The sequence below is a fragment of the Limnohabitans sp. TS-CS-82 genome (assembly GCF_002943475.1).
The window spans coordinates 34,407-53,258 of the sequence record NZ_PTQX01000003.1; the positions used below are offsets into that span (position 1 = coordinate 34,407).

The window sequence follows — 18,852 nt, forward strand, 5'->3', positions numbered from 1 at the left end:
TAGCAACACAAATGGGCGCGCCGCCACCCACACCACAAGGCATGGGCAAAGACGCGACATTTGTGTTTGGGTTCAATGGATTCAAACCGCCGTGAATTACAAGGGGTAGAACAAATACACAGTTTTGCGTGCTGCTACTGAGCCACACGCCGAGTTCAAGTTGGCCAAATTGATACGGTCTGTACCAGCAACTTTCACTGCAGTGCCCGCTGCAATTGAAACAGCCGCAGCTGGCATGGCAACAGCAGCAGCCTCATCGGCAACGCGAATTTCCCAGGTCGAAGCGCCAAACATACCGGCCACTGCGGCGCACACCTTGTCGGGCACGTTGGTGATGTAGATGTAGTAACCATTAGCCGGCGCGACAGCACCGACGGCAGCTGAGTTCGAGGCGGTGTAGAAATTGCCACCAAATGGGTTGGCAACGTTGGTGACTTGCCCTGTTCCACCTTTGGTGAGGATGTTGTCTGGCCAGATGCCCAAATTGGCGGCGACGTTTGTGTCTTTGATAAACGTTTTGTCAGACAACATGGCGGCGAACTTGGCAATATTTGTCGTGGCCAAACTCACTTGCTGGCTTGTCGCATTGACATTGTTGTTGTCGATGATTTTTTGCACGCCAAACAAGGCGCTGACCACCAACACCGAAATGATGGAGATGGCGATGGCCAACTCAATCAGGGTGTAACCCGCTTGCTGACCCAGCGATTTGATTTGTGAATTAATCTTCATTTTTTAATACCTCTTTGTTAATTGGGTGTACATCGTTTTGATGTGTTGTGAACTATACAGTCAAAAATACCATTTAGTACTACTATTTGGTAAATTTAACAAAAAATTTGTATTTAATGCTTTACTCGCCCTCCTTTTTGAAATCAAGGCATGGCTGCCAGGTTTAGAGGGGGAAATACAAATAAATGGTTTTACGGGGGGCTGCGGTGCCGCACTTGGCATTCAGGTTGGCCAGATTGATGCGGTCCGTACCCGCCAACTTCACGTCCTTCGGTTGCGTGTTACCGCCAATTGCGGTTGTGGGCATGGCGTAGTAACCGTTCTCATCGTCGATCTGGATTTGCCAAGCCGAGGCGCCAAACATACCGGCCACCGCAGCACACACCTTGTCGGGCACGTTGGTGATGATGATGAAGTAGCCATTGCCTGCCTTAACGGCACCAATGTCGGCGCTGCTCGTCGCAGTGAAATAGTTGCCACCAAATGGGTTCGCAACGTTGGTGACCGAGCCATTGACCTTGGTCGTGATGTTGTCTGGCCAAATGCCCAAGTTGGCAGCGGTGTTCGTGTTCATCGGGAACGATTTGTCAGCCAGCATCTTCGAAAACTTTTGGATGTTGGCGTTAGCCAAGCTCACGTGCTGGCTGGTGGCGTTGACATTCTTGTTGTCGATGATTTTTTGCACCCCAAACAAGGCGCCGACCACCAGCACCGAAATGATGGCGATGGCGATGGCCAACTCAATCAGGGTGTAACCCGCTTGTCGGGCGATGGTTTTGATTTGAAACGATGTTTTCATTTTTGATGTTTTACCTTTAAATGATGTTTATTTTTTTGACGTAGTGATTACTATACATACATAACCAACATTTAGTACTACTATTTGCCAAATTCAGCAAAAAATTTACATTTAATGTTTCATTCACGATCGGTTTTCAACCCAACAAGGCCTTGAGGGGTTCAACACCGCAGGCTTTCAACACCAGCATCACCAAGGCGCTGGCCACCAACGCGGGGCCAAAAGGAATACGCGCAGAGGCAGGGCCGCGCCTCAGCAGGTGAGCCCCCAACGCCACGGCCAACAAGCCCACGCTGGCGCCCAGCACCAGCACGGGCAGCGCCCACACACCCAACCAAGCCCCCAAGGCGGCCAACAACTTGAAGTCGCCCGCGCCCATGCCCACTTGGCCGCGCACTTTTTCAAACACAAAGGCCACGAGCCACAAGCTGAGGTAGCCCGCAATGGCGCCCCAAAAGGCGGTGTCAAAGGGTTCGCCGGTGTGGCCCATGAAGGCACCGATTAACCCGACCCACAACAAAGGCTGGGTGAGTTGGTCGGGCAAAAGTTGGGTGTCGGCGTCAATGAAGGCCAGCGCGATGAGCGTGGTGACGAAACAGGCCCACAGCACCGCGGCCAAGCTGGGCCCCCAATGTGCAGCACACAAACCCCAAGCAGCCATGACGGCCAACTCCACGAGCGGATAGCGCCACGACACAGGGTGTTGGCAATGGGCGCATCGGCCACGTAACATCAAAAAGCTCACCACGGGCACCAAATCGCGGGCGCGTAATGTGGCGCCGCAATGCGGGCATTGCGAACGGGTTTGCAAGCTCGTTAGTGGCATGGCTTCTTGCTCTGGCGGGCATGGCACATTCAAGTAGGCAGCGCAGTCCGCACGCCATTCCCGTTGCAGCTGCTTGGGCAAGCGGTAAATCACCACATTCAAGAAGCTGCCGAACTGCAGTCCCAAAAGCGCAAAGACGAAGATCAGAAAACTGTCCATAGAAACGGCAAACTCCAAATTTAACGGTTTAATCATTTTTAGTTAGCAAGGCATCACATTCGTGATAAAGTACTACTTTCATTAACTATAAGTGATTAAAGTATGAATATCAAGTTGCTGCTTTCTTGTTTTTTGCTACTTTCGACGCCTGCCACTTGGGCCACGCCGCCTGTGTCGTGTTTGCAGTCAGCCGCAGAGTTTCACGGTGTGAACCCCCATTTGCTGTTGGCCGTGTTGCAGGTGGAGTCGGGACTCAACCCAAGCGCGGTGGGCAAAAACACCAATGGCACGGTCGACATTGGCATTGGCCAGATCAATTCCATGCATTTGCCCGAGTTGCAGCGCTACGGCGTGACCGAAAAACATTTGTTAGACGGCTGCAAAGGGGCCTATGTCTCGGCGTGGTTTTTGAAGCGCAACTTAGAGCGCCACGGCTACACCTGGTTTGGTGCTGCCGCCTACCATTCGACGACACCTGTGCACAACACGCGCTACCAAGGTTTGCTGAAAAACCAGCTGGCGCGCCAAGGCATTTCGCTCAACCCAGCCCTGACGGTCTCGACCACGACAGTGGCGATCTTGGATTAGCATAAAATTTCGCGCATTACTTATAGGAGCTGATCATGTCCAACCCGCACAACACCCCCCACACCGGCGAACAAGACGTGGTGGAAGCCATCGTCCCACTCATGCCCATCGTGTTGCCTGCGGCTGGCGCGGTGCTGATTTTCTTGTTGGCGTTCATCGCCGTGTTCATGGCCTAAACCATGACGATGCGCACGGATTGGTGACGCAACGCCCCAAAAAAGCGCCTACTCAGGCGCTTTTTTGTTGCCTTTTTGATTCATGCGCCCTTCTTTATGCCCCTTTGAAAGGCTGTGTAAGGGGTTCGATTCTTAAAATAGCCGACCCGTGTCACACCACGGCAATGAATTGAGGTCAGCGCCTCGTGCACGCGAAGCTGGGCTCTGACCTCAATTTTTTGACTTAGGAGCTTTAGATGAACGTGAATGCACCCGCATATGTGAAGAACCCCAAGCTGGTGGCTTGGGTGGCCGAGATGGCCGCCCTGTGCAAACCAGACACCGTTTACTGGTGTGACGGCAGCCAAGAAGAGTACGACCGCCTCTGCCAGCAATTGGTAGACGCTGGCACCTTCACCAAACTCAACGCGGCCAAGCGCCCCAACTCATTTCTAGCCTGCTCTGACCCCTCAGACGTGGCCCGCGTGGAAGACCGCACCTACATCTGTTCAGAGAAAAAAGAAAACGCCGGTCCCACCAACAACTGGATGGCCCCCGCCGAGATGCGCGCCACCTTGAACCCTTTGTTCGACGGGTGCATGAAAGGCCGCACCATGTATGTGGTGCCGTTCAGCATGGGCCCCATGGGTTCGCACATTGCACACGTGGGCATTGAGTTGTCGGACAGCGCCTACGTGGCCGTGAACCAACGCATCATGACCCGCATGGGCAAAGCTGTGTTTGACGTGATCGGCACCGACGGCGCGTTTGTGCCTTGCGTGCACACCGTGGGCGCACCTTTGGCCGCCGGTCAAGCCGACGTGAAGTGGCCTTGCAGCAAAACCAAGTACATCGTGCACTACCCAGAGACCCGCGAAATCTGGTCTTACGGCTCGGGCTACGGCGGCAACGCTTTGCTGGGCAAAAAGTGCTTTGCCTTGCGCATTGCTTCCAACATGGGCCGCGACCAAGGATGGCTCGCCGAGCACATGCTCATCTTGGGCGTGACCAACCCCCAAGGTAAGAAGTACCACGTCGCGGCTGCTTTCCCCAGTGCTTGCGGCAAGACCAACTTCTCGATGTTGGTGCCCCCAGAAGGCTTCGACGGCTGGAAAGTCACCACCATTGGTGACGACATTGCTTGGATCAAGCCGCACTCGGACGGCAAGTTGTACGCCATCAACCCTGAAGCGGGTTACTTTGGCGTGGCCCCCGGCACCAACTTCCACACCAACCCCAACTGCATGGCCAGCTTGGACAAGGACGTGATCTTCACCAACGTCGCGCTGACCGATGACGGCGACGTGTGGTGGGAAGGCATGGAAAAAGACACCGGCTCATTGCCCGACCACTTGATCGACTGGCAAGGCAAGGACTGGACCCCAGCCATTGCCAAAGAAACCGGTGCCAAAGCCGCGCACCCCAACGCCCGCTTCACCGTGGCCGCCACCAACAACCCCGCGCTGGACAGCCAGTGGGACGACGCCAACGGCGTGGCCATTGACGCGTTCATCTTCGGTGGCCGCCGCTCCACCACCGTGCCTTTGGTCACCGAAGCGCGCAGCTGGACCGAAGGCGTTTACATGGCCGCGACCATGGGCTCTGAGACCACCGCTGCCGCGGCTGGTCAACAAGGCGTGGTGCGCCGTGACCCGTTCGCCATGCTGCCGTTTATGGGCTACAACATGAGCGACTACTTCCAACACTGGCTGGACATGGGCGAAAAGTTGGAAGCTGCCAAAGCCAAACTGCCATCGATCTACTGCGTGAACTGGTTCCGCAAAGGCGAAGACGGCAAGTTTGTGTGGCCTGGTTACGGCGAAAACATGCGCGTCTTGAAGTGGATGATTGACCGCATCGAGGGCCAAGCCCAAGGCGCTGAAAACGTGTTTGGTGTGAGCCCCACGTATGAAGAAATCAACTGGACTGGCTTGAACTTCACCGCCGACCAATTCAACACCGTCACCAGCATCGACAAAGCGGCTTGGGTCGACGAGTTGAAGTTGCACGAAGAGTTGTTCACCCAACTGGCCTACCACCTGCCCGTTGAAATGACCGCAACCAAAGTGGCTTTGGCTGCGCGTTTGGAAGCGTAATTGGCCCCAGCAGCACTTGGCTCGCGCTGGGTGCTGAACACGAGGACTGAAAATTTAAAAGGCCCCGCAAGCTGCAAAGTTTGCGGGGCTTTATCTCGTATGCAATAGCGCCGAAGGTTTGCAAGACAATCTCAGCTTCACAATTTTCTGATGTTGGTTGTCACAACCAACACCCGCTTTCAAAGGCCACTGTCGTGAACACCACACTCATCTCCACACTCCGCACCGCCGCCCTCGCTTTGAGCGTGGCCGTCCTGCCCGTCTTACCCGTCATGGCCCAAAACGTCATCAAAATTGGCGAGATCAACAGCTACAAAGCCCAGCCCGCCTTCCTCGACCCCTACAAAAAGGGCATGGAGTTGGCGGTCGAAGAAATCAACGCTGCGGGTGGCGTGAACGGCAAGCCACTGAAACTCATCACGCGTGACGACAACGCCTCCCCCGGCGACGCCGTGCGCGCCGCTGAAGAACTGCTGAGCCGCGAAAAGGTGGATGTGCTCTCAGGCGCCTTCCTCTCGCACATTGGTTTGGCACTGGGCGACTTTGCCAAGCAACGCAAAGTGTTCTTCCTCGCGGGCGAGCCACTGACCGACAAAATGGTGTGGCAAAACGGCAACCGCTACACCTACCGCTTGCGCGCCAGCACCTACATGCAAGTGGCCATGCTGGTGCCCGAAGCCGCCAAGCTCAAGAAAAAACGCTGGGCCGTGGTGTACCCCAACTACGAATACGGCCAGTCAGCAGCCGCCACCTTCAAGCAACTGCTGAAAGCCGCGCAACCCGATGTGGAGTTTGTGGGCGAGCAAGCGCCAGCACTGGGCAAGATTGATGCAGGCTCGGTGACGCAAGCTCTGGCCGATGCCAAACCCGACGCCATCTTCAACGTGCTGTTTGCCACTGACCTCGCCAAGTTTGTGCGTGAAGGCAACACGCGCGGTTTGTTCCAAGGCCGCGAGGTGGTAAGCCTGTTGACGGGCGAGCCCGAGTATTTGGAGCCCCTCAAAGACGAAACGCCCAACGGCTGGATCGTCACCGGCTACCCTTGGTACGGCGTGCAAACGCCTGAGCACAAAGCCTTCTTCTTGGCCTACCACCGCAAGTACAACGACCACCCCCGTTTGGGCTCGGTCGTGGGCTACAGCATGATTCAGGCATTGGCCGCAGGCATCACCAAGGCCAAGAGCACCGACAGCGAGAAGCTGGTCACGGCCTTCAGCGGCCTGAGCTTTAGCACGCCCTACGGCAAAGTGATGTTCCGCAAACAAGACAACCAGTCCACCATGGGGGCCTTCTTGGGTCGCACCAAGAACGATGGCGGCAAAGGCGTGTTGGTAGACTACCGCTACATCGATGGCGCCAGCGTGCAACCCAGCGATGACGTTGTGAAAAAACTCCGGCCCGCCAATTAAAAGCCACTCAACCCAGCACAACGCCCGCCTCTTGCGGGCGTTTTAATTTCAAGCCTCAACCACCATGGACATCGCTAGCTTTTTTGTGCAGGCCCTCAACGGGCTGGCGAGCGCGTCGTCTTTGTTTTTGGTGGCCGCAGGCTTGTCGCTGATTTTTGGGGTGACGCGCATCGTCAACTTTGCGCACGGCTCGTTCTTCATGCTGGGTGTGTATGTGGCGTACTCGCTGGTGTCACACGCGGCGCCCAGTTTGTCGGCAGCCTTAGCGACCTTGCTGGGCGGCTTCATGGGCGGGGCAACTGACGCGCTGTGGGGCGATGCGGCCAGCCAAACCGCCGCTTACTTTCTGCTTTTACTTTGTGCAGCGCTCGTCACAGGCGCATTGGGTGCGCTGGTCGAGGTGCTGGTGCTGCGCCGCATTTACCAAGCGCCGGAGTTGTTCCAATTGCTCGCCACCTTCGCGTTGGCGCTGGTGATTCAAGACGGCACGCTGTGGCTATGGGGTGCGGAAGATTTGCTGGGGCCGCGTGCGCCGGGCCTGAGCGGCGCTGTGGATATTTTGGGCCGACGCTTTCCCACCTACGACTTGTTGTTGATCGCCACGGGTCCGCTGGTGTTGGCTGCGTTGTGGTGGTGCTTGCAGCGCACGCGCTTTGGCGTGCTGGTGCGCGCCGCCACGCAAGACCGCGAGATGTTGGGCGCACTGGGCATCAACCCACGCCACTTGTTCACCGCCGTGTTTGCACTGGGCTGCGCGTTGGCGGGCTTGGGTGGCGCGCTGCAACTGCCCCGTGAGCCCGCGCACTTGGGGTTGGACATGGCCACCATTGGCGACGCGTTTGTGGTGGTCGTGGTTGGCGGCATGGGCTCCATTCCCGGTGCGTTTGTGGCGGCCTTGTTGATTGCCGAAATCAAAGCGCTGTGCATTGCGCTGGGCACGGTGGATATGTTTGGCGTGTCATTTGCATTTTCAAAACTCACGCTTGTTGCCGAATTTTTGGTGATGGCTGCTGTGCTGATGGTGCGGCCTTGGGGCCTGTTGGGCAAACCGCAAAGTGCGCCACGCGCCAACACCGAGCAAGAAGCGCCATTTGCTTTGGGCAGCGCGCGCACACAGCGCCTGTGGCTGCTGCTGATCGCGGCCTTGTGGGCCTTGCCGCTGTTGACCACGGACACGTCGTACACCTTGGTGCTAGGGATTGATTTGTTGGTGGCTGCGTTGTTTGCTGCCAGCTTGCACTTCATCATGGGGCCGGCGGGCATGCACTCGTTTGGCCACGCGGCTTACTTTGGCGTGGGCGCGTATGCGGCGGCGCTGCTGGTGTTGCGCGCGGGCATGTCCACCGAAGCTGCGTTGTTGTTGGCCCCACTGGTCAGCGCTTTGGTGGCCGCGCCCATCGCGTGGTTTGCGGTGCGTTTGTCGGGCGTGTACTTGGCCATGCTCACCTTGGCCTTTGCACAAATCGTGTGGTCCATCTGTTTTCAGTGGGACGACTTCACGGGCGGCAGCAACGGCCTCACCGGCGTGTGGCCGAGTGCGTGGTGGCAAGACAAAGCGGCGTACTACTGGCTGACCCTCGCCCTGGTGAGCGCCAGCGTTTATGCATTGCGCCGCGTGCTGATGTCGCCAATGGGTTACGCACTGCGCGCCAGCCGCGACTCGGTGGGCCGCGCCCAAGCCATGGGCTTGAACGTGGCGCTTGTGCAATGGCTGGGATTCGTGCTGGCCGCTGGCTTTGCAGGTTTGGCGGGGGCGCTGTTTGCGTTCTCGAAAGGCAGCATTTCGCCCGATGTATTGGGCGTCAGCAAATCGGTCGATGGTTTGGTCATGGTGCTGTTGGGCGGCGTGCACACGCTGATCGGCCCGTTGGTTGGCGCGGTGACCTTCACCGCGTTGCAAGACAGCTTGGCCCGCAGCACCGACTACTGGCGCGCCGTGTTGGGTGGCAGCATGTTGCTGATGGTGCTGGTGTTTCCGCAAGGCATCGCGGGATCTATGCAAGCCCTGTGGCTGCGTGTACGCGATGCGCGCGCCTCAGAGGAGCGAGGTGCGACATGAACACACGCACACCTCCAGCAACCACTCGTACGCCAACACAAACCAACGCACACCGTGGTGGCGCATTGTTAGATGTTCAGCATGTACACAAGGCCTTCGGCGGCAACCAAGCCGTCAACGATGTGTCGTTCAATTTGCAAGCGGGCGAGCTGCTGGCGCTCATCGGGCCGAACGGCGCGGGCAAGTCCACCACCTTCAATTTGGTGAACGGCCAACTCGCGCCCGACAGCGGCAGCATCACCTTAAACGGCGTGTCGCTGCTGGGCCGCCAACCGCATGACTTGTGGCGCATGGGCGTGAGCCGCACCTTTCAAATTGCGCAAACCTTTGCCTCGCTCACTGTGGCCGAAAACGTGCAAATGGCGCTGCTCTCTGCCGACGGTCGCAGCTTGGCCCCTTGGCAACGCGCCACCCGCTACCGCCGTGACGAAGCCTTGGCCTTGTTGGCCCAAGTGCATTTGGAAGACCAAGCCTCACGCCCCTGCAGCGCCCTCGCCTACGGCGACGTGAAACGCTTAGAGCTGGCCATGGCGCTGGCCAACCAACCGCGCCTGTTGCTGATGGACGAACCCACTGCAGGCATGGCCCCCGACGAACGACACGCCCTGATGGACCTCGCCCGTCGCTTAGTGACCCAACGCGGCGTGGCTGTGCTCTTCACCGAACACAGCATGGACGTGGTGTTCGAACACGCCGACCGCGTGCTGGTGATGGCACGCGGCGCGCTGATTGCCGAAGGCACGCCCGCACAAATTCAGGCCAACTCGCAAGTGCAAGCCGTGTACTTTGGCAGCGGCAAGACCTTTGGCCATTCACACACATCGCACCTATGACCACCTCACCCCTGCTCGATGTGCAAAGCCTCAACGCTTGGTATGGCGCGGCGCAAGTCGTGTTTGACGCGCAGCTGCATGTCCAACGTGGCGAAGTGGTGGCCCTCGTTGGGCGCAACGGTGCGGGCAAGTCCAGCACGCTCAAAGCCATCATGGGGCTCATGCCGCGCCGCACGGGGCGCGTGTTGTTTGCGGGGCATGACATCTCGAAGGCGGAGCCCTACCAAGCCGCACGCTTGGGGCTGGGTTATGTGCCCGAAGACCGCCGCATCTTCACCGACCTCACCGTGTTGGAAAACCTCACCATCGGCCAACAAGCTGGCCGCAGCTTTGCCGATGGCAGCCCCGCGCCACAGTGGTCCCTTGAAAAAGTGTTTGCGCTGTTTCCCAACTTGGCCGAGATGCAGCAGCGCCTCGCCAGCCACATGAGCGGTGGCGAACAACAAATGCTCACCGTGGCGCGCACCCTCATGGGCAACCCGCTGATGGTGCTGCTCGACGAACCGTCCGAAGGCGTCGCCCCCGTGATCGTGGAGCAAATGGGCGAGATGATCTTGGCGCTCAAAGCCCAAGGTGTGAGCGTGCTGCTGTCTGAGCAAAACACCCACTTCGCCGATTGGGTGAGCGACCGTAGCTACGCGCTGGATCGCGGTGTGATCGCGTCGATGTGATTTGAATCAGCGTAGTTTGTATACGCCGCCCGTGCCCGAATAGAGACAATTCGAGCACACCAAACTCAGACACACACGGGGTCACGCATGAAAAAAATCTTACTTTTGGGCTCAGGTGAACTGGGCAAAGAATTCGTCATCAGCGCCAAGCGCTTGGGCTGCTATGTGGTGGCTTGCGACAGCTACGCGGGCGCACCCGCCATGCAGGTGGCCGACGAATCGTGCGTGTTCAACATGTTGGATGAAGCACCCTTGCGTGCCGCCATCGCCCAGCACCAACCTGATTTGATCGTGCCCGAGATCGAGGCCATCCGCACCGAGGTGTTGTTGGACGTGGAGCAAGAAGGCTTTGAGGTTATCCCCAGCGCGAAGGCCGTCAACCTCACCATGAACCGCGACCGCATCCGCGATGTGGCGGTGGGTTTGGGCGTGCGCACCGCCAAGTTCAACTACGCCGAGTCTGCGGAAGAACTCTTGGCACAGGCCAACGCGATTGGCTTTCCGGTGGTCATCAAACCCGTGATGAGCTCGTCGGGCAAAGGCCAAAGCGTGGCCAAAACCGCCGCCGACATTCAAGCCAGCTGGGACTACGCGTGCGCGGGCATGCGCGGCGACCGCAAGAAAGTGATCGTCGAAGAGTTCATCAACTTCGAATTTGAAATCACCCTGCTCACCATTCGCCAACGCAAGGGCCCCACGCTGTTTTGCGAACCCATCGGCCATGTGCAAGAACGCGGCGACTACCAATACAGCTGGCAACCGCAGCCCATGCTGCCCAACTACCTCAAAGCCGCGCAAGACATGGCCGAAAAAGTGACGGCCGACTTAGGCGGCGCAGGCTTGTTTGGTGTGGAGTTTTTCGTGACGAAAGACGAGGTGATCTTCAGCGAACTTAGCCCGCGTCCGCACGACACCGGCATGGTCACGATGATCAGCCAAAACCTGAGCGAGTTTGATTTACACGCCCGTGCGATTTTGGGCTTGCCCATTGCCAACATCGTGTGCACCGAAGGCGCCAGCGCTGTGGTGCTGGCCACACAAGATGGCGTCAACCCCACCTACACCGGCGTGGCCGATGCACTGAGCGAGCCCGATGTGGATGTGCGTATCTTCGGCAAACCCACCACGCGCCCTTACCGACGCATGGCCGTGGCGCTGGCTAAAAATGCCAACGCTTTGGCGCGCGCTCGCGCCGCAGCAGCCAAAATTTCGGTGGTGGTCTAACGCTTAAACGGGGCTCGCCACTCGACAACTTGCGAAAGGCGAGAAACCAGCGGCATCAGGCCAGCATTGGCCCCGCCTTGCCGCTGCGCACCACATAGCTCGCCTGCGTCTTCAGCCCCGCCTCTTTGCCCGCAGGAAACGCGGTGCTTCTGAAATCGCAGCGCACGCTGCTTGGTGTGACGGTGATCAGGCTGTAGCCACGCTCATCGGCGCGGGCGTGCAGCAAGTCGGGGTTGTTGGCTTTGATGACGCTCAGCACGTTGTCGCCCATGCCGCGTGAGGTGATGGAGGTGGTCACAAACTCGCTGGCCACGATGGGCGATTGCGGGTCGTTGGGCACCAAACGCAGGTTCGACGCCACGTTCATGTGCACGTCGCCGCCCAAGGTGACCACGTTGCTCAACTTGTGATCGACCACGCTTTGCAGCAGCCGTTGGCGGGCTGGGCCATAGCCGTCCCAAGCGTCGTTGTAAGTGGCGCGGCCCACGGGTGCGGGGATGCTGGTGGGGGCAATCAAGGTGGCTTGCGCCAGCAAGCGCCAAGTGCGTTTCGAGGTGGCCAGGCCTTGGTCCAACCACCGCTCTTGCTCGGCGCCCAACATGCTGCGCTTGGGGTCGTCGAGCTCATCGCACTGCGTCACCATGCGGCCACCGCCACGCACAGGGTCGCGACAGGCTTGGGGGCTGCGGTATTGGCGGCAATCGAGAGTCCAGAGGTCGGCCAACTTGCCCCAGTTGAATTGCTCATACAAACGCATTGAGGCTTGCTGCGGGCTTTGTGGGTCGGGGCCGATCAACACGGGTTGGTGCTCAAAGTAGGCTTGGTAAGCGGCGGCGCGGCGCAGCAAAAACTGCTGCGGGTCGGTGTAGTTGCGGTCTTGGTCGTTGGCGTAGTCGTTGACCACTTCGTGGTCGTCCCACATCAGCACCCACGGGTGGGCGGCGTGCGCGGCTTGCAGGTGCGGGTCGCGTTTGTATTGGGCGTAGCGCTCGCGGTATTGCGGCAAGGTCTTGGGCTCGCCGCTGCTGTGTTGCCGCACGGCGTATTGCGGGTTGGTGCTCTCGTAGATGTAGTCGCCCACAAACAGCACAAAGTCCAACGACTGCTGGGCAATCTCTTGATGCGCAATGTATTGGCCGTGCTCGTAATGCTGGCACGAGGCCAAGGCGATGCGCAGCTGCTGCACATCGGCGTTGGCAGCGGGTGCGGTGCGGGTGTGGCCCACGGTGCTGAAGGCGTCGCCTTGGCTGAAGCGGTACCAATAGTCGGTGGCGGGTTGCAGGTTTTGCAGATGCACATGCACGCTGTGGCCTCGGCTGGCATCAGTCACCACGTCCATTTTTTGCACGCGACGTTTGAGGGCGGCGTCGGCATAGACCGTCACTTGCACGCGTAGCGCATCGGGGCCGCTGGAGGCGCGGTCTTCTTCGGCGATCAACAGGCGCGTCCAAAGCACCATGCTGTCGGATCGGGGGCGGCCACTGGCCACACCCAGCGCGAAGGGGTTGGTGCGCCAGCGACGGACCTGCTCACTCGGCTGGGCCGTGGCGGTGAGCCAAGGGGCCATGGCCAGCGCGAGGGCGCTGCGTTGAAGGTGGAGGTTGAAGTCGCGACGGTTCATGAAAAAGGGGGCTTGTCAGCGTGGAAACAGATGCGGCATGTTAAGTTCAAAGCTGAACCTCGAAGGACCCCCATGACCCAACGTCGCGACCATTTGGATGCACTGGCCATTGCGCTGCTGGTGGCTTGCTGCCTGTTTTGGGGCTTTCAGCAAGTGCTGGTCAAAGCCACGCTGCCCGAAGTGCCGCCCGTGCTGCAAGCGGCCATTCGGTTCATGGGCGCCACGGCTTTGTTGTGGGTGTGGTGCCACCGCCGTGGCGTGGCGCTGTTTGAACGCGATGGCACGTTGCGCGCAGGCCTGCTGGCAGGTGTGCTGTTTTGCGGGGAATTTGTGTGCATTTACGTGGGCTTGCAACACACCACCGCCTCGCGTTTGACGCTGTTTTTGTACACCTCACCGTTTTGGGTGTCGTTGTTGCTGCCGCTGTTTGTGCCCACCGAGCGATTGCGTGCTGTGCAATGGCTGGGCTTGGGGCTGGCATTTGCGGCGGTGGCATTTGCCTTGCAAGACGGCTTGCACGCCAATGGTGCCAGTGGTGCGATTGGACTGGGCGATGCCTTGGCGTTAGCGTCTGGTGCGCTGTGGGCCCTGACCACCGTGGTCATTCGCACCACACGACTGGCTAGCATCAGCCCCGAAAAACTCTTGTATTACCAAGTCACCATGAGTGCAGTCTTGCTGCCGTTTGTGTCGGTCGAGTTGGGCGAGGTGTGGCAATTCAACCTGAGCGCGTTTGCGTGGGGTTCGCTGCTCATTCAAACCGTGGCGGGCGCGTTTGCCAGCTACTTGGTGTGGATGTGGCTGCTGCGCCACTACCCCGCCACACGCTTGGGCTCGTTCGTGTTTTTGACGCCCGTATTTGCCATGGTGTTTGGCGCGTTGTGGTTGGGCGAAACGGTGTCCACGCACACCCTCGCCGCACTGGTGGCTGTGGCGGCAGGCATTGTGTTGGTGAACAAAAAGACTTAGCGGCTTAAAAAGTCCAAATACTTGCTGGCGAACTTGCCATACGGCGGCCACAAAAACTTGACCGCGCTGAACGACGCTTGCTTGAAGATGGGGCGCATTTTGGAGAAGGTCACAAAGCCTTCATAGCCGTGGTAGTGGCCCATGCCGCTCTCGCCCACGCCGCCAAACGGCAAGTCGTGCTGCGCCACATGAAACAGCGCATCGTTCACGCTGACGCCGCCTGACATGACGCGGTCCAGCAACTCATTCACCACCTTTTTGTTGTGGCTGAAGGGGTAAAACGCCAACGGTCGTGGGCCGTTGTTGATGGCGCGGATCGGCTCTTCCAGCGACGCATAGCCAATGACGGGCAGCACGGGGCCGAAGATTTCTCGCGAGTGCAGCGCTGTGTCTGGGGGCAAGTTGAGCACCAAGTGCGGTGCGATTTTGCGGGTTTGGGCGTCCCATTTTTTGCCGGGAATCAGCTGCACCAAGGTGGCGCCTTGGGCCTGCGCTTCGTCCATGGCGTGGGTGATACGGGCAAACGCGGTGTCGTCAATGATGGCCGTCAGATCAGGGCTGTCGATGAAGGGGTAGCGTTGGGTGACGATGCTTTGGGCCAAGGCCACGAACTCGGTGACCGCCGTGTTGGGCAGGTACACATGGTCGACCGTGGTGCAAATCTGGCCCGCGTTGAAGCACTTCACAAACAGCAAACGCTCGGCCGCCGTGCGCAGCGAAAAATCGTCACACACCAAAGCGGGTGACTTGCCGCCCAACTCCAAGGTGACGGGGCACAGGTTGTGCGCAGCAGCGGCCATCACGGCGCGACCGGTTTGGCCAGAGCCCGTGAACATCAGGTGGTCGAATTTGAGTTTGGAAAACTCAATGCCCACGCCGCCGGTTTCGTCAAAGAAGGCGAGCTTCTCGGGCGGGAAATAGGCGGGCACTTTCTCGATCAACAGCTTGGCCAAATGGCGCGAGTTCTCGGACATCTTCACCATCGCGCGGTTGCCCGCCGAGAAGATGGCGATCAGGCCCAAAAAGCTCAGGTTAATGGGGAAGTTCCACGGCACGATGACGCCCACCACGCCCAAGGGCTGGGGCACCACGGTGTTGCTCGCGCCCAAAAAGTTGCGAAAGTCCACGGCGCGGCGCTGGGGCTTCATCCATTTTTTGAGGTGCTTGAGGGCGTGGTCCACGCCATCGAGCACGGGGAAGATTTCAGCAAACAAGGTCTCGTGCGTGGAGCGGTGGCCGTAATCGGCCGAGATGGCGGCCACGATGGCGTCGCGGTTGTCGCGCACCAAGGCTTGCAGCTTTTTCAAGTCGCTTTTGCGCTCGTCCAAGCTGGGCACGGGGTGCGCCAAATAGGCAGCACGTTGCAACGCCAAGGTGTCGAGCAGCGACATGGCCATCACGTCTTTTTGGCCAAACCCAAGCGTTCGACCGTTGCCTTTTCGGCCTCGAACGTGCGCATTGCGTACTTGGTGTAGTCCTCGCTGTTCATGTAAATCACGGGCTGGTAGAACTTGTCCAAGGTCTCGATGACTTTGGGGTCGTCCAAGGTTTTCTTGAACGCATCGTTGAGCACGCGCACCACGGCGGGGTCCATGCCTTTGGGACCACCGATGCCAAAGGGCGATTCAGAAATGGTGTCCCACCCGTTTTCTTTGACGGTGGCAATGTCGGGGAACGCTTTGGTGCGCTTGCTGCCCAAGGTGGCCAGCAAACGCAGGCGGCCTTCTTTGACCAAGGGAATGATCTCGGTCGTGCTGCTGGCCATGCGAATGTGGCCGCCCAAAATAGACTGAACGATTTCAGACGCCCCTTTGTAGGCAATCGGGTTGAGCTCAATGCCCGCTTTTTGACTGAACTCTTCAATCGCCAAATGCGGCGTGGTGCCCGTGCCGGTGTGGCCGTATTCCAGTTTGCCAGGGTTGGCTTTGGCGTAGGCCACCATTTCTTTGAGCGTCTTGAACGGCGCGTCCAGCGACGCGGCGATGCAGAAGGTGTAGCCCGTCAAGCACGCGATGTGCGTGATGTCTTTGATCGGGTCATAGCTGGTTTTTTGCATATGCGGCTGGCGGTAAATGCCCAAGGGCAATTGCGTCAGCGTGTAGCCATCGGGGCGCGCACTCATCATGGCTGCTGCGCCCAAAGCACCACCCGCACCGGGTTTGTTTTCGCAAATCACCGACACGCCCAAGATGCGACTGACGCTCTCAGCAAACGCGCGCAGCACACCGTCGCTAGGTCCACCGGCTGTCCATGGCACGATCAACGTGATGGGTTTGTTGGGGAACTTGTCTTGCGCCAGCGCCGCGCTGCTGACAAAAGCAGGCGCAGCGAAGCTGGCCAAAGAACCGGCGAGGCCCTGCAGCGTTTGGCGACGTGTGAGATCGAGAGAGGCTTTGGGTTGCGAGGTGTCAGTCATGGCGAGCTCCTGAAAAAAACTCAGTTAGAAAAAGCGGCAATGCCGGTTTGTGCACGGCCCAAGATGAGGGCGTGAATGTCGTGTGTGCCTTCGTAGGTGTTGACCACTTCGAGGTTCACCAAATGACGCGCCACACCAAACTCATCGCTGATACCGTTGCCGCCCATCATGTCGCGGGCCATGCGGGCAATGTCCAAGGCTTTGCCGCAGGAGTTGCGCTTCAAGATGGAGGTGATCTCCACGCTGGCTGTACCTTCGTCTTTCATGCGACCCAAGCGCAAGCAGCCTTGCAGGCCCAGCGCGATTTCGGTTTGCATGTCGGCCAGCTTCTTTTGAATGAGCTGGTTGGCCGCGAGCGGGCGACCAAACTGTTGGCGGTCCAGCGTGTATTGGCGGGCGCGGTGCCAGCAGTCTTCAGCGGCACCCAAGGCACCCCAAGCAATGCCGTAGCGGGCGCTGTTCAAACAGGTGAACGGGCCTTTCAGGCCTTGCACTTCAGGGAAGGCGTTGTCTTCGGGCACAAACACGCCGTCCATCACGATTTCGCCGGTGATCGAAGCGCGCAAACCCACTTTGCCGTGGATGGCGGGAGCGCTCAAGCCCTTCATGCCTTTTTCCAAAATGAAGCCGCGGATGGGGCCGACTTGGCCGCCTTCGCTCACCTCTTTGGCCCACACCACAAACACATCGGCGATGGGGCTGTTGGAAATCCACATCTTGTTGCCCTTGAGCATGTAGCCGCCGGCCACCTTTTGGGCGCGCGTGGCCATGCTGGCGGGGTCAGAACCGTGATCGGGTTCGGTCAAGCCGAAGCAGCCGATCCACTCGCCGGTGGCGAGCTTGGGCAAGAAGCGGTGTTTTTGTTCTTCGGTGCCAAACTCGTTGATGGGCACCATCACCAGCGACGACTGCACGCTCATCATGGAACGGTAGCCCGAGTCCACGCGTTCGACTTCGCGGGCAATCAGGCCGTAGGCCACGTAGTTCAGGCCAGGGCCGCCGTACTCGGTGGGGATGGTAGGGCCCAACAAGCCCAACTCGCCCATCTCGCGGAAGATTTCGATGTCAGTTTTTTCGTTGCGAAACGCGTTCAACACGCGTGGCTGCAATTTGTCTTGGCAGTAAGCGGCCGCGGCTTCGCGGATCATGCGCTCTTCGTCGGTCAGTTGCTGGTCGAGCAAAAACGGGTCTTGCCAGTTGAATGCGGCGTGGGCCATGAGAGAACTCCTAAAGGTCAATTGCGGTTAACTGGCATGTTAATGCGATCGCTCAGCCCCTCGCTTGGCCCGCCAACACCCCACCGTCGCCAAGGCTACACACCCGTTTGTGCAGGCGGCATGGCCTCGAACAAGGCGGTGACCAGCTCGCGCAGCCAGCGGTTGGCGGGGTCGTGCTCAAACCGCGCGCTCCAGTGCAGCGAGACGGTGAAATCGCGCAGCGGCAACTGGGGCTCGACCAACACATAGTCGCCACTTTGCGCAAAACCTTGGGCGATGTTGCGGGGCATGAGCACGGCCAAGTCGGTGTCGCGCACGATGTCGGGCAGGGCCAGAAAGTGGGCAGCGGTGAGGCGCAGCCGGTCTTCGAGTTGCAGCAGTTGCAAGATGTGCAGGGTCTCGGCGTGCGAGCGCACGGCGGCGTAGTCGAGTTGGCGCAAACGCGAGAGGGGCGTCATGGGCGCCACCGTCACGCTAGGCGATGCGTCCGCCGCGCTCAGCCACGGGTGGTCTTTGCGCAGCAGCACGATGTAACGGTCTTGCAGCAAGGCGTGTTGGCGTGTGCCTTGGACGGTGGGCAAAAAGCCAATCGCCACATCCAAGCGCCCGCTGTTGAGCGCAGCGGCAATGTCGTCATGCGGCAGCGGCGCCGACTCCACCCGAATGCTGGGCGCTTGGCGGCGCACCGCCGAAATCAGGGCGGGCAAAAACCGCGCTTCGCCAATGTCGCTCAAGTGCAGCCGAAAGGTTTGCGCTGACACGGCGGGTTCAAACGAGGACGACTCGTTGAGCGCCAGCTCCAAGGTGGTCAAGGCCGAGGCCACCGCCGCCGACAAGCGATCGGCCTTGGCCGTGGGCTGCACGCCGCCTGGGGCGCGGGTGAACAGCGGGTCTTGGATGAGCAGGCGCAAACGCGTCAAACCTTGACTGGCAGCGGGCTGCGTCAGGCCCAGCGCTTGCGCGGCGCGGCTCACGCTGCGGGTGCGGTACACCGCATCGAACAGGCGCAGCAGGTTGAGGTCGACGTCTTTGATATGCATAAAACTAATAGTACTTAGTCGATTCATTGTATGGATGA

The 18,852-nt window shown here is 59.2% G+C and carries 17 protein-coding genes; 9 read left to right on the forward strand and 8 right to left on the reverse strand.

The genetic code is table 11. The annotated features are described in order from the left end of the window. Positions 1-96: 96 nt before the first annotated feature. From C5F52_RS08310 to C5F52_RS08320, 3 genes are all read right to left on the reverse strand, one after another. Positions 97-732, reverse strand: a complete 636-nt coding sequence (locus C5F52_RS08310) for a type II secretion system protein (RefSeq protein WP_104797893.1) — start codon at positions 730-732, stop codon at positions 97-99. Between the two features lie 163 nt (positions 733-895). Then, positions 896-1,531 (reverse strand): type 4 pilus major pilin, encoded by a 636-nt coding sequence (locus C5F52_RS08315; protein WP_104797894.1) that lies wholly within the window; start codon positions 1,529-1,531, stop codon positions 896-898. A gap of 136 nt (positions 1,532-1,667) precedes the next feature. After that, complete coding sequence (locus tag C5F52_RS08320) at positions 1,668-2,516, reverse strand: A24 family peptidase (RefSeq protein WP_104797895.1); 849 nt, start codon at positions 2,514-2,516, stop codon at positions 1,668-1,670. Between the two features lie 102 nt (positions 2,517-2,618). Between C5F52_RS08320 and C5F52_RS08325 the strand changes: the two genes are divergently transcribed. The 8 genes from C5F52_RS08325 (at position 2,619) to purT (ending at position 11,551) form a co-directional block, all read left to right on the forward strand. Next, positions 2,619-3,104, forward strand: coding sequence for a lytic transglycosylase domain-containing protein (locus C5F52_RS08325; protein WP_104797896.1), 486 nt, complete (start codon positions 2,619-2,621; stop codon positions 3,102-3,104). A 35-nt stretch (positions 3,105-3,139) separates the two neighbouring features. Next, positions 3,140-3,280, forward strand: coding sequence for a hypothetical protein (locus C5F52_RS30020; RefSeq protein ID WP_201746986.1), 141 nt, complete (start codon positions 3,140-3,142; stop codon positions 3,278-3,280). Positions 3,281-3,516: 236 nt separating this feature from the next. Beyond that, positions 3,517-5,355: a phosphoenolpyruvate carboxykinase (GTP) gene (locus C5F52_RS08330; RefSeq protein WP_104797897.1), complete on the forward strand. Its 1,839-nt coding sequence runs from the start codon at positions 3,517-3,519 to the stop codon at positions 5,353-5,355. 209 nt (positions 5,356-5,564) lie between these two features. Beyond that, positions 5,565-6,764, forward strand: coding sequence for an ABC transporter substrate-binding protein (locus C5F52_RS08335; protein ID WP_369952008.1), 1,200 nt, complete (start codon positions 5,565-5,567; stop codon positions 6,762-6,764). 64 nt (positions 6,765-6,828) lie between these two features. After that, positions 6,829-8,823, forward strand: coding sequence for an ABC transporter permease (locus tag C5F52_RS08340; RefSeq protein WP_104797898.1), 1,995 nt, complete (start codon positions 6,829-6,831; stop codon positions 8,821-8,823). Next, positions 8,820-9,656: an ABC transporter ATP-binding protein gene (locus tag C5F52_RS08345; RefSeq protein ID WP_104797899.1), complete on the forward strand. Its 837-nt coding sequence runs from the start codon at positions 8,820-8,822 to the stop codon at positions 9,654-9,656. Before C5F52_RS08340 ends, C5F52_RS08345 begins: the two co-directional genes overlap by 4 nt. After that, the gene (locus tag C5F52_RS08350) at positions 9,653-10,327 is read left to right on the forward strand and encodes an ABC transporter ATP-binding protein (protein WP_104797900.1); all 675 of its coding nucleotides are present in this window, start codon (positions 9,653-9,655) and stop codon (positions 10,325-10,327) included. Before C5F52_RS08345 ends, C5F52_RS08350 begins: the two co-directional genes overlap by 4 nt. A gap of 48 nt (positions 10,328-10,375) precedes the next feature. Continuing rightward, positions 10,376-11,551, forward strand: a complete 1,176-nt coding sequence (purT, locus tag C5F52_RS08355; protein WP_255416359.1) for a formate-dependent phosphoribosylglycinamide formyltransferase — start codon at positions 10,376-10,378, stop codon at positions 11,549-11,551. A gap of 55 nt (positions 11,552-11,606) precedes the next feature. Here purT and C5F52_RS08360 read toward each other — a convergent pair whose 3' ends face one another. After that, positions 11,607-13,172, reverse strand: a complete 1,566-nt coding sequence (locus tag C5F52_RS08360; RefSeq protein WP_104797902.1) for an alkaline phosphatase — start codon at positions 13,170-13,172, stop codon at positions 11,607-11,609. A gap of 72 nt (positions 13,173-13,244) precedes the next feature. On the opposite strand from C5F52_RS08360, the gene C5F52_RS08365 reads away from it, so the two are divergent. Then, positions 13,245-14,141, forward strand: a complete 897-nt coding sequence (locus tag C5F52_RS08365; RefSeq protein WP_104797903.1) for a DMT family transporter — start codon at positions 13,245-13,247, stop codon at positions 14,139-14,141. On the opposite strand, the gene C5F52_RS08370 is transcribed toward C5F52_RS08365, so the two are convergent. From C5F52_RS08370 to C5F52_RS08385, 4 genes are all read right to left on the reverse strand, one after another. Continuing rightward, the gene (locus tag C5F52_RS08370; protein ID WP_104797904.1) at positions 14,138-15,538 is read right to left on the reverse strand and encodes a coniferyl aldehyde dehydrogenase; all 1,401 of its coding nucleotides are present in this window, start codon (positions 15,536-15,538) and stop codon (positions 14,138-14,140) included. The two genes, C5F52_RS08365 and C5F52_RS08370, sit on opposite strands and share 4 nt — an antisense overlap. Further along, entirely contained in the window at positions 15,538-16,557 is a 1,020-nt protein-coding gene (locus C5F52_RS08375; RefSeq protein WP_104797905.1) for a tripartite tricarboxylate transporter substrate binding protein, read from the reverse strand. Before C5F52_RS08375 ends, C5F52_RS08370 begins: the two co-directional genes overlap by 1 nt. 20 nt (positions 16,558-16,577) lie before the next feature. Then, positions 16,578-17,774, reverse strand: coding sequence for an acyl-CoA dehydrogenase (locus C5F52_RS08380; protein WP_104797906.1), 1,197 nt, complete (start codon positions 17,772-17,774; stop codon positions 16,578-16,580). A 95-nt stretch (positions 17,775-17,869) separates the two neighbouring features. Then, the gene (locus C5F52_RS08385) at positions 17,870-18,814 is read right to left on the reverse strand and encodes a LysR family transcriptional regulator (RefSeq protein ID WP_201746987.1); all 945 of its coding nucleotides are present in this window, start codon (positions 18,812-18,814) and stop codon (positions 17,870-17,872) included. Positions 18,815-18,852 lie beyond the last annotated feature (38 nt).

Excerpts from the sequence above, each read along its gene's own strand:
- C5F52_RS08310 (WP_104797893.1), bottom strand. The coding sequence starts at position 732 with ATGAAGATTAATTCACAAATCAAATCGCTGGGTCAGCAAGCGGGTTAC.
- C5F52_RS08315 (WP_104797894.1), bottom strand. The coding sequence starts at position 1,531 with ATGAAAACATCGTTTCAAATCAAAACCATCGCCCGACAAGCGGGTTAC.
- C5F52_RS08320 (WP_104797895.1), bottom strand. The coding sequence starts at position 2,516 with ATGGACAGTTTTCTGATCTTCGTCTTTGCGCTTTTGGGACTGCAGTTC.
- C5F52_RS08325 (WP_104797896.1), top strand. The coding sequence starts at position 2,619 with ATGAATATCAAGTTGCTGCTTTCTTGTTTTTTGCTACTTTCGACGCCT.
- C5F52_RS30020 (WP_201746986.1), top strand. The coding sequence starts at position 3,140 with ATGTCCAACCCGCACAACACCCCCCACACCGGCGAACAAGACGTGGTG.
- C5F52_RS08330 (WP_104797897.1), top strand. The coding sequence starts at position 3,517 with ATGAACGTGAATGCACCCGCATATGTGAAGAACCCCAAGCTGGTGGCT.
- C5F52_RS08340 (WP_104797898.1), top strand. The coding sequence starts at position 6,829 with ATGGACATCGCTAGCTTTTTTGTGCAGGCCCTCAACGGGCTGGCGAGC.
- C5F52_RS08345 (WP_104797899.1), top strand. The coding sequence starts at position 8,820 with ATGAACACACGCACACCTCCAGCAACCACTCGTACGCCAACACAAACC.
- C5F52_RS08350 (WP_104797900.1), top strand. The coding sequence starts at position 9,653 with ATGACCACCTCACCCCTGCTCGATGTGCAAAGCCTCAACGCTTGGTAT.
- C5F52_RS08360 (WP_104797902.1), bottom strand. The coding sequence starts at position 13,172 with ATGAACCGTCGCGACTTCAACCTCCACCTTCAACGCAGCGCCCTCGCG.
- C5F52_RS08365 (WP_104797903.1), top strand. The coding sequence starts at position 13,245 with ATGACCCAACGTCGCGACCATTTGGATGCACTGGCCATTGCGCTGCTG.
- C5F52_RS08370 (WP_104797904.1), bottom strand. The coding sequence starts at position 15,538 with ATGGCCATGTCGCTGCTCGACACCTTGGCGTTGCAACGTGCTGCCTAT.
- C5F52_RS08375 (WP_104797905.1), bottom strand. The coding sequence starts at position 16,557 with ATGACTGACACCTCGCAACCCAAAGCCTCTCTCGATCTCACACGTCGC.
- C5F52_RS08380 (WP_104797906.1), bottom strand. The coding sequence starts at position 17,774 with ATGGCCCACGCCGCATTCAACTGGCAAGACCCGTTTTTGCTCGACCAG.
- C5F52_RS08385 (WP_201746987.1), bottom strand. The coding sequence starts at position 18,814 with ATGCATATCAAAGACGTCGACCTCAACCTGCTGCGCCTGTTCGATGCG.